General features: G+C 75.6%; 5 protein-coding genes. 1 reads left to right on the top strand and 4 read right to left on the bottom strand.

Features of this window, described 5'->3' with window-relative positions; translation table 11 throughout:
* Positions 1–181: 181 nt before the first annotated feature.
* A complete protein-coding gene (locus tag ACWDR0_RS33900; protein ID WP_456355678.1) occupies positions 182–736 on the bottom strand; it encodes a MarR family winged helix-turn-helix transcriptional regulator in 555 nt (184 codons plus the stop codon).
* Positions 733–1,386, bottom strand: coding sequence for a DJ-1/PfpI family protein (locus tag ACWDR0_RS33895; protein ID WP_456355677.1), 654 nt, complete (start codon positions 1,384–1,386; stop codon positions 733–735). The genes ACWDR0_RS33900 and ACWDR0_RS33895 overlap by 4 nt, the downstream gene beginning before the upstream one ends.
* Before the next feature lie 178 nt (positions 1,387–1,564).
* Here ACWDR0_RS33895 and ACWDR0_RS33890 point away from each other — a divergent pair, with 178 nt between their 5' ends.
* Positions 1,565–3,028 carry an aminotransferase class III-fold pyridoxal phosphate-dependent enzyme gene (locus ACWDR0_RS33890; RefSeq protein ID WP_456355676.1) on the top strand — a complete coding sequence of 488 codons (1,464 nt, stop codon included), beginning with the start codon at positions 1,565–1,567 and terminating at the stop codon, positions 3,026–3,028.
* Between the two features lie 254 nt (positions 3,029–3,282).
* Here the strand turns inward: ACWDR0_RS33890 and ACWDR0_RS33885 are convergent, their stop codons facing one another.
* Together ACWDR0_RS33885 and ACWDR0_RS33880 are read right to left on the bottom strand one after the other, a co-directional pair.
* Positions 3,283–5,103: a TerD family protein gene (locus ACWDR0_RS33885; RefSeq protein ID WP_456355675.1), complete on the bottom strand. Its 1,821-nt coding sequence runs from the start codon at positions 5,101–5,103 to the stop codon at positions 3,283–3,285.
* 80 nt (positions 5,104–5,183) lie between these two features.
* A complete protein-coding gene (locus ACWDR0_RS33880) occupies positions 5,184–8,837 on the bottom strand; it encodes an nSTAND1 domain-containing NTPase (RefSeq protein ID WP_456355674.1) in 3,654 nt (1,217 codons plus the stop codon).
* Positions 8,838–8,893 lie beyond the last annotated feature (56 nt).

The raw sequence follows: 8,893 nt of genomic DNA, 5'->3' as shown, positions 1-8,893 counted from the left end.
CCCGCTACGAGAAGACCGCCGAGTCCTACCAAGCAGCCCTCACCCTGGCATCGCTCCTGATGTGGGCGTGACATTTGAAGACAACTCCTAGGGGCATGGTGCTACCGGTGTCCCCACGCGGACCCTCAGCGGCGGGTGCCGGGTGCGGGCGCTGAAGGCAGCGCCCGCACCCCGGCCCGTTCTACGGCGTGTCCTCCCCGGTTGCCCCGGCCGCGTCCGCCTCCGTCATCACCTCGGCCAGGCGCTCCAGGACCCGGGCCGTCTCGGCGAAGCCGTCCGGGCCCAGGGCCTCGGCCAGCCGGGCGGCGAGGGCCGCGTGGCCCGGGCCCAGGCGGCCCAGGGCCGCGCGGCCGTCGGCCGTGGCGGTCAGCAGTTTGGCGCGGCGGTGCGCCGGGTTGGGGCGGTAGGCCGCCAGGCCCTGGTCCACCAAGAGGTCCGCGGTCCGCTGGACGCTCTGCCGGGTCAGGCCCAACGTGCGGGCGAGCGCCGAGACCGGCTGCGGGACCCGGGCCACCGCGCCCAGCACCTGCCAGGAGGCCGCCGTCAGCCCGCCCGTCCGCGCGATCCGCTCCGAGACCGCGATGAAGTGGCCGTTGAGCCGGAAGACGCCCAGGGCGGTCCGGGTGAGCAGCGCCTGCTGCGCCAGCCGTCGCTCCTGCTGCTCCGGGCTTTCCGCAGGGTTCCCCTCAGGCCCCTCAGACCCCTCAGGCCCCTCGGGGCTCTCCGGCCGGCTCATGCCGACTCGCCTTCGAGGACCGCGTACGCCGACGGGTCCGAGTCGTGGAAGAGCCGGTACCAGGCGTCGAGCCGCTCGCCCTCGTACACCCCGAGCCGGGCGAAGACCTCCCGCGCGAACGCGACGGGCTCGGTCGGACCGGCCGTGATCAGGTCGCCGTCCGTGACGGCGTCGGCGTCCCGGTAGCGGTCGCCGCCCCGGTAGCCGGTGGCGGCCAGATAGAAGGAGACCGCGCTGGTGTGGTCCCGGTCGTCGAGCAGCCCCTCGCGGGCGAGTCCGGCGGTGGCCCCGCAGATCGCGGCGACCGGGACGCCCGCGGCCAGGAACTCCCTCGCCTTGGCGGCGAACGGCGCCAGGTCGTCGCCCGCGTCCCAGGCGCCCGCGCCGGTCAGGATCAGCAGGGAGCTGTCGGCCGGGGACAGGTCGGCGAGGGCCAGATCCGGGCTGATCCGGAGCCCGCCCATGGTGGTGACGGTGCCGGTGTCCGGGCCGACCGTCCGCACGGTCCAGCCGTGCTGGGCGAGGAAGGCGGTGGTGTGGCCCGTCTCCCAGTCGGCCCAGGTGTCGTAGACGGCGAGATGCACGATGCGGTCGGTGTGCTCGCCGCTTTCGGCGGTGGTGGCGGTGGTGACGTTTTCGGTGGCGGTCATAGCGCTCTGCTCCTCCGTACGCCCTGCTCGTATGACAGAAGGCTGTCATCATGACAGCATGCTGTCAATCATTGTTCCGGCAGCTACCGCCGGAGCGACACAACGCCGCAGCTCAGCAGCGCATCGCAGACAAACTGCCGCTGCCGGTGCGGGGCCGCCGCTGCCTACGCTGACGCGCATGACCCCTCGAACCACCGCCGCCGACCCGACCGCCGCCCCCGACCCGGCCGCCGCTCAGGACGGGACCCCGGAGACCGCGCAGGCCCCCGCCCCGGCCGAACCGGACGACGTACTCGCCGTCTCCCGGGCCGCCGGTGCCGCCGTGAAGGCCGCGGACCGGGCACACGTCTTCCACTCCTGGTCCGCTCAGGGCCTCATCGACCCCCTCGCCGTCGCCGGTGCCGAGGGTTCGTACTTCTGGGACTACGACGGCCGCCGCTATCTCGACTTCACCAGCGGCCTCGTCTACACCAACATCGGCTACCAGCACCCCAAGGTCGTCGCCGCGATCCAGCAGCAGGCCGCGAAGCTCGCCACCTTCGCCCCCGCCTTCGCCGTCGAACCGCGCTCCGAGGCCGCCCGGCTGATCGCCGAGCGCACCCCCGGCGACCTCGACAAGATCTTCTTCACCAACGGTGGTGCCGAGGCGATCGAGAACGCGGTACGAATGGCCCGGCTGCACACCGGACGCGCCAAGGTCCTCGCCGCCTACCGCTCGTACCACGGCGGCACCCACACCGCGATCAACGTCACCGGCGACCCGCGCCGCTGGCCCTCCGACACCGGCACCGCCGGGGTGGTCCACTTCTGGGCGCCGTTCCTCTACCGCTCGCCGTTCCACGCCACCACCCAGGCCGAGGAGTGCGCCCGGGCGCTGAAGCACCTGGAGGACACGATCGCCTTCGAGGGGCCGGGTACCGTCGCCGCGATCGTTCTGGAGACCATCCCGGGCACCGCCGGGATCATGGTCCCGCCGCCCGGCTATCTCGCGGGCGTCCGCGAGATCTGCGACCGGCACGGCATCGTCTTCGTCCTCGACGAGGTGATGACCGGCTTCGGGCGGACGGGCAAGTGGTTCGCGGCCGAGCACTCCGGTGTCGTTCCCGACCTGCTGACCTTCGCGAAGGGCGTCAACTCGGGATACGTCCCGCTGGGCGGCGTCGCGATCTCCGCCGAGATCGCCGCCACCTTCGACAAGCGCCCCTACCCCGGCGGGCTCACCTACTCCGGCCACCCGCTGGCCTGTGCCGCGGCCGTCGCGACGATCCGGGTGATGGAGGAGGAGGGCATCGTCGAGCACGCGGCCGCGATCGGCGAGCAGGTTCTCGGCCCCGGCCTGCGCGAACTCGCCGAACGCCACCCCAGCGTCGGAGAGGTCCGCGGTACGGGCGTCTTCTGGGCCCTGGAGCTGGTCCGGAACAAGGAGACCCGGGAGCCCCTGGTGCCGTACAACCCGGGACCGGCCGACAATGTGGCGATGGCGGGCTTCGCGGCCGGCTGCAAGGCCAACGGGCTCTGGCCGTTCGTCAATATGAACCGCACGCACGTGGTCCCGCCGTGCAACATCAGCGAGACGGAGGCCCGGGAGGGCCTGGAGGCGCTGGACGCGGCACTGTCGGCGGCCGACGCGTTCACCGACTGACACGCCGACCGCCGCGCTGGCGGATGCGTGTCATACCGTCCCGCGGGCACGGCTCGCGGGGCGGGCGGGGCCGGATGCCCTGTGGGGAGTGACCGGAGCACCGGCCGTACGGGCGGCGGCCGGTGCCGTACGACGGCTGTATGACTCCCGTACGGCCGCCGCGGGCAGTCGGCGGCGGACGGGGGCACCCCGGCGCGAGCCACCGGGCGGCCGGGGCGGCGGCCGGAGCTGCGGTCAGTGGCGGTCGGCGGTGGTCAGTGGGGATGCGCGGTGAGGGTCCACTGCCCCTTGGCCGCCACCTGGATCAGCCTGCTGCCGCCCGGCAGATGCACCGTCTGCCGGAACGGCCCGACCGCCGTGGTGAGCAGGAAGTCGGTGGCGTCGAAGTCCGCCTCGGCCATATCGATGTTATCGGTCTCCCCGACCCCCACCGCGATCAGGCTCATCGACGCCTCGTGGTCGCGCGGATTGCCCCGGTACTCGACCTCCAGCCGGGCCTCCGGGCCGTGGTAAGCGAGGACGTCGTGGCTGTCGCCGTGGACCGGCGCCCCCATGCCGAGTCTGCGGGCGGCCGACAGCGGGAGCGCCGTGACCGTCCAGTCGGCCGAGCTGGTGATCTGGACGGCCAGCGGATAGTCGGCGGGCGCCACCGCGGGGGCCCGCGCCACGAGCTGGCCCTCGCACTCGCCGGTCAGCAGCAGATTCGCCGACTCCCGGCGCCGGTTGAGCTGGTAGACCACCGGCCAGTCCGCGTCCGGGTCCCGGAAGACCATCTCCAGCAGCACCGGACCGGGCGGGATGGGGCCGGGCAGCGCGGGGGAGCCGTGGCCCCGGCCGTGCACGCTCTGCGGGGTGAAGGCGGGGAAGCGGGCGAACGGGTCCCCGGGCGTCGCGTACGCAGGCCCGGGATACGGCTGCGGCTGGGCGGCCGGAGCCTGGAAGTGCCCCGGTGCCTGCGGGAACTGCTGCGGCGGCCGGAAGGGGGGCGGGCCGTCCGCCGCGGGCGTCTGCGGATCGACGATGCGGTGCCCGGGGGCGTACGAGTGCCCCGGCACGGGCGCCCGCATCTGCCCGGTGACCCCGGGCTGCTGCGGAAGGCCGGTGCGCTGCCCGTAGGCGGAGGGCTGCCCGCCGTACGACTGCTGCCCGTAGGGCTGTTGTCCGTACGGGGCGGGGGCCGGCGGCTGCCCGTACGGCCCCGGCGGCGGTACGGCCCCTGCCCCGGCCGGGTACGGCTGCTGATGCTGGTACGGGTGCTGCGGAGCCGGGTGCTGCGGGTCCTGCGGGTGCTGCTGCGGGGGCGCGAAGGACGGCACAGCGCCGGACGCGGGTGCCGCGGCGGGCGGGGCGAACTGCGGTACGCCCCCGGGTGCCGCCCCGGCGGCGGGCGGCGGCGCGAACGCCGGTATCCCCCCGGGCGCCCCGCCCTGCGGCCGGAGCTGTGGCGGCGGTGCGAACTGCGGCGGCGGTGCGAAGGCCGGTACGCCCCCGGCGGCCGGCGGGGGCGCGAACTGCGGGACACCGGCCGCCCCGACCGCCCCCGGCTCCTGCCGCCGGTGCCTCTCGACGACCCCCGCGAGCCCGGAGCCGTACCCCTGCCCCACCGCCCGGAACCTCCAGCCCCCGTCCTGCCGGTGGAACTCGCCGACCAGCAGGACCCGCTCGCGGCCCGTGTCCGACACGTCGTACCGGGCGACCGCGGTGCCGTCCATGCCGTACGCCTGGAGGTACAGCCCCGCGGCCGAGGCGAGCAGCGGATCGCCGTCCAGGCCCTCACAGGTGACGAGGAGCAGGACGCGCTCCATCTCCGGTTCCATCGCCGGGAGATGGACGTCCCACAGCATGGCCGCGCCGTCGGGCGTGTCCATCCGGCCGAGGCGCTGGACCGCGCCCGAGGGGTGCCGGAACGCCGCCGCGGTGACCAGGTCGTGGTCCGTACGCACCCGGCCGTCCGGGCCCAGCAGCAGGGCGGCGGATTCGAGCCCGGGGACGGCCCGGGTCGGTGTGTACCCCAACTGGACACGCAACGACGCGCCGGGGACGGGTATGCCGGCGCCCTGGGGGATGTACGTCATGCGGCACATGCTGACATCGGGGACACCTCCGCGTCGATGCCCTTCGTCCCATCACGGGGGCGGTACGCGGGCCCCGCCGCTCACCCTTGGGGGCACACCTTCCGGTACGGCACGTCCGGCAGATACGCGGCCCACTCGGCGGGCTCCGGACCACCGCCCGCCCGGGCGCAGACCGCCCGTACCGCGTCCGCCGCCGACAGGGAGTACGAGCGGTCCACCGTGTACGGGGTGGTGACCCGCAACCGCTCCCCGTCCGGCGCGAACGCCAGCGCCAGCAACGGCCCGTCCGCGGCCGGCAGCGGTGATCCGGCGGTGTCGGGGGCGGCGGTGTCCCACACCCGGATCCCGCCGTCCGGGTCCCCGCGGGCCAGCCGCCGCCCGTCGGCGGAGAAGGCGAGCACGGCCTGCTGCCCGTCGGGGCCGCGGGCGAAGTCCTGGGCCGTGTCCACCAGGACGGCGATCAGCTCCTGTCCGGTGCCGTCCCACAGGGTCGTACGGCCGTAGTCGTCGCCCACCGCCAGGAACCGGCCGTCCGGGCTGAACGCGGCCGCCACCAGGGCGGCCTCGCCGCGCGCCACCGGCTCGGAGCGCCCGGTGCGGGGGTCGGCCAACTGGCGGCCCGCGGTGAGGAGGCGGCCGTCCGGCGCGGTCGCGAGCAGCCCGTAGTACGGGCCGTCCGCCAGGGTCGACCAGCGGCCGCGGGCGGTGTCGAGGACATCGAGGGACTTGTGCCGCTCGCTCCAGCGCGGCGTCAGCACCGTCCGGCCGCCGTCGGTGACGCCGAGGGTGCCGCTGGAGTCGGGCGGCAGCGGCGCCGACCGGGTCGTACCGGAGCGCAGGTCCCGCACGGAGACCGTGCGTGCCGACGAACGGTGGGCGAAGTGGCGGCCGTCCGGGCTGAACGCCATTCCGCCGCACAGGTCGCCGCAGGGCTCGGTGCGCCGGGGCGCGGGCAGTTCGGCGAGGGTGCGGCCGTCGGGTGGCCCGGTGAGCCGCCGCAGTCCGTCGTACTCGACGGCGAGGGTCCGGCCGCCGGGGGCGTAGAGCGCCGAGCGGGCGGGGCCGGGGGGTCCCGCCGGACTCCCGGCCCGGGGGAGCGCGCCACCCGTCTCCCCGGTCCGGGGGAGCGCGCCACCCTCCTCCCCGCCCTGGGGCGGGGCGAAGGAGAGGGTCCAGACGGAGGCGTTCGGCAGCCGCCCGTCCCGGTAGCGGATGGTGCCCTCCGCCATGTTCAGCCGGGGGTCCGACGCACTCCGGTAGGCGGTGGCGACGCGGAGCACGCTCACCGGCGCCGCGCCGTCCGGCAGCCGCCAGAGCCGGATCTCCTCCGGGCTCATGGTGACGGCATGGCCGCCGTCGGAGCCGAACGCGAGAGAGACCGGGCCTCCGGTGGGGATGCCGGGGCGTTCCCGGCCGGTGCGGAGGTCCCGGATCCGGATGCCCTCCTCATGCTCGCCGCCGACGGCGAGGGCCCGGCCGTCCGGGAGGAACCAGTGGTCGTCGGGGGTGGCGCAGAACTCCGTCCGCCAGGCCGCCGCGGAGGGCAGTTCGCGGCCGGTCCGGACGTCCCAGACCTGCAACGGGCCCTGGTTGGGGCAGAAGGTGACCAGACCGGTGTCCGGGGCCACCAGGAGATGCCGGATCTCGTGCGGCTCGGGTCGGGTGGACAGCAGCCGGCGGCCGGTCCGGGCGTCGTAGAGGTGGACCGGTTCGCCGTTCCGGTGGGTGGCCAGGGTCCGGCCGCCGGGACCGAACCAGGCGTAGTCGAAGTCCGATGCCCGGCGGGGCCGGTCCGGCCCGTACCGGATGCCCGTCGGCCGTCCGGCGAGCACGTCCCAGACCCTGATGCCGTCCTCGGCGGTGTACGCGACCCGGGTGGTGTCCGGGCTGACGGCGAGGATGCGTGCGGCGTACGGGCCCATCCCGGGCAGCGGGGGCAGTTCGAACCGGCCGGGCACGTCCCAGCGGGCGACGGTGTACCGGCCGACGGAGGTCATGGTGCGGCCGTCGTCGCTCAGCCGGTTCCACAGGTCGTTGGTCTCGACGAGGTACTCGGGCAGCGCGGCCGTATAGACGTCGGTGTACGGCTGCGCGGCCGCGGCGAACAGCGCCTCACGGGTCTCGGGGGTCTCGGCGAGCCGCCACGCGGCCACACTGAGGCGCATCGCGGTCCTGGGGTCGGTCGCCCGGCGGGCGTCGGCGACGGCCGCGGTCAGCCGGGCCTCGGCCTCGGTGGCCCGCCGCTCCCCGGCCCGGCTCTCCCGCCAGGCGATCACCCCGGCGACGGAGGCGAGACAGAGCAGTACGGAGAGCGTCAGCAGCAGACCCCGCTGGAGCCGCGCGGCCCGGACGGCGGCCCGGACCTCCCGGTCCCGCGCGGCGGCGGAGGCGTCGAGGAAGGCGCGTTCGGCGGGGGTGAGGTGGAGCCGGGACGGGGGCCGTGCCCCTGCGGGTCCGGTCGCCGGTCCTGTCGCGGGTCCGGTCGTGGGTCCGGCCACCTGTTCGGCCACCTGTTCGGCCACCTGTTCGGCCGCCGGTCCGGCCGCGGAGCCCGGCCCGGGGCGGCCGTGGCCGGGGGCTCTGTGAGGCCCGGGGGCTCCGCGAGGCCCGGTGGCTCTGTGAGCCCCGGGGGCCGCCGGGACCGGAGTTTCCCCGCGAGCCGCGGCGGGTGTCCGGGCCGCCGCGCCCGGCGGGCCCTCCGCCGTGAACGCCTCCCGCGCCGCGTCCAGCTGGCTGCCCCGCAGCAGCGCCCCCGCGTCCCGGCCCAACTGCTCCCAGACCCGCGCCGACTCGGCGAGCCGCCGGTGCAGCTTCAGTACGTCCCGGTCCTCGTCGACCCACGCCCGCAGCCGCGGCCAGGCGGTGATCAGGGCCTCGTGGGCGAGGTTGACCGCCGTATCGTCGACCGTGAGCAGCCGGGCCCGTACCAGCCGCTCCAGGACCCGGCCGTACGGTCCGGAGGCCACCTCGGCGGTGGCGGCGGGCCGGCGGGTGTCCTCCGTGCCCTCGCCGGGGGCGACCAGCCGCAGCAGCAGGGCGCGGGCGGTGGCCGCCTCCTCGTCGGTGAAGGCGCCGAAGACGTCCTCGGCGGTGTGCGCGATCGCGCCCTGGATCCCGCCGACGGCCTCGTAAGCGGCGACCGTCAGCGTCCGGCCGCGGCGCCGCCGCCAGACTTCGCGCAGGGCGTGCGACATCAGCGGGAGCCCGCCGGGCTCGTCGGCGGCATCGGCCACCACCCGGGCGGTCAGGGCGCGTTCGACGATCAGGTTCCCGGCCCCGGCCGGGCCGATCACGGCCTGCCGTATCTGCTCCCGTCCCATCGGACCCACCAGCAGCACGGTGTTCCGCAGCGCCCGGACCAGAGCGGGCTGTTCGGCGCAGCGCCCGTAGAAATCGGCGCGTACGGCGATGACGACCCGGGCGCCGCCGCCGAGCATCAGCGCGGTGAAGGCGGCGCGTTCGGCGGGGTCGTCGCAGAGGGTGAAGACCTCCTCGAACTGGTCGACGAGGACGAGGGCGCCGTCGGTGAAGAGGTCCTTGTGGGTCCGGGCGGGGGTGGGGCCGGGGGTGAGGATCCGGACGACGTTCGGCGGACGGTACGCCTCCGGACGGGTCTCCGGACGGGTCTCCGGGTCCCGGTCCCGGCCCGTTCCCTGCCCCGGGCCGCCGTCCCGGCCTGCCCCGGGCCCCGGGCCCCGGCCCGTCCCCCGCCCGCCGGGGAATCGTGCGGACACTGGAGAAGGAGCAGGCCACGGCCACGGTGGCCCGCTCCGAGAAGATCGTTGTGGAC

It is taken from the genome of Streptomyces sp. NPDC003691, assembly GCF_053981115.1.
This window is presented reverse-complemented; position numbering and strand designations above follow the sequence as displayed.

Coding starts and splice junctions, on each gene's coding strand:
- ACWDR0_RS33900 (WP_456355678.1), bottom strand. CDS start 736: ATGAGCCGGCCGGAGAGCCCCGAGGGGCCTGAGGGGTCTGAGGGGCCT.
- ACWDR0_RS33895 (WP_456355677.1), bottom strand. CDS start 1,386: ATGACCGCCACCGAAAACGTCACCACCGCCACCACCGCCGAAAGCGGC.
- ACWDR0_RS33890 (WP_456355676.1), top strand. CDS start 1,565: ATGACCCCTCGAACCACCGCCGCCGACCCGACCGCCGCCCCCGACCCG.
- ACWDR0_RS33885 (WP_456355675.1), bottom strand. CDS start 5,103: ATGACGTACATCCCCCAGGGCGCCGGCATACCCGTCCCCGGCGCGTCG.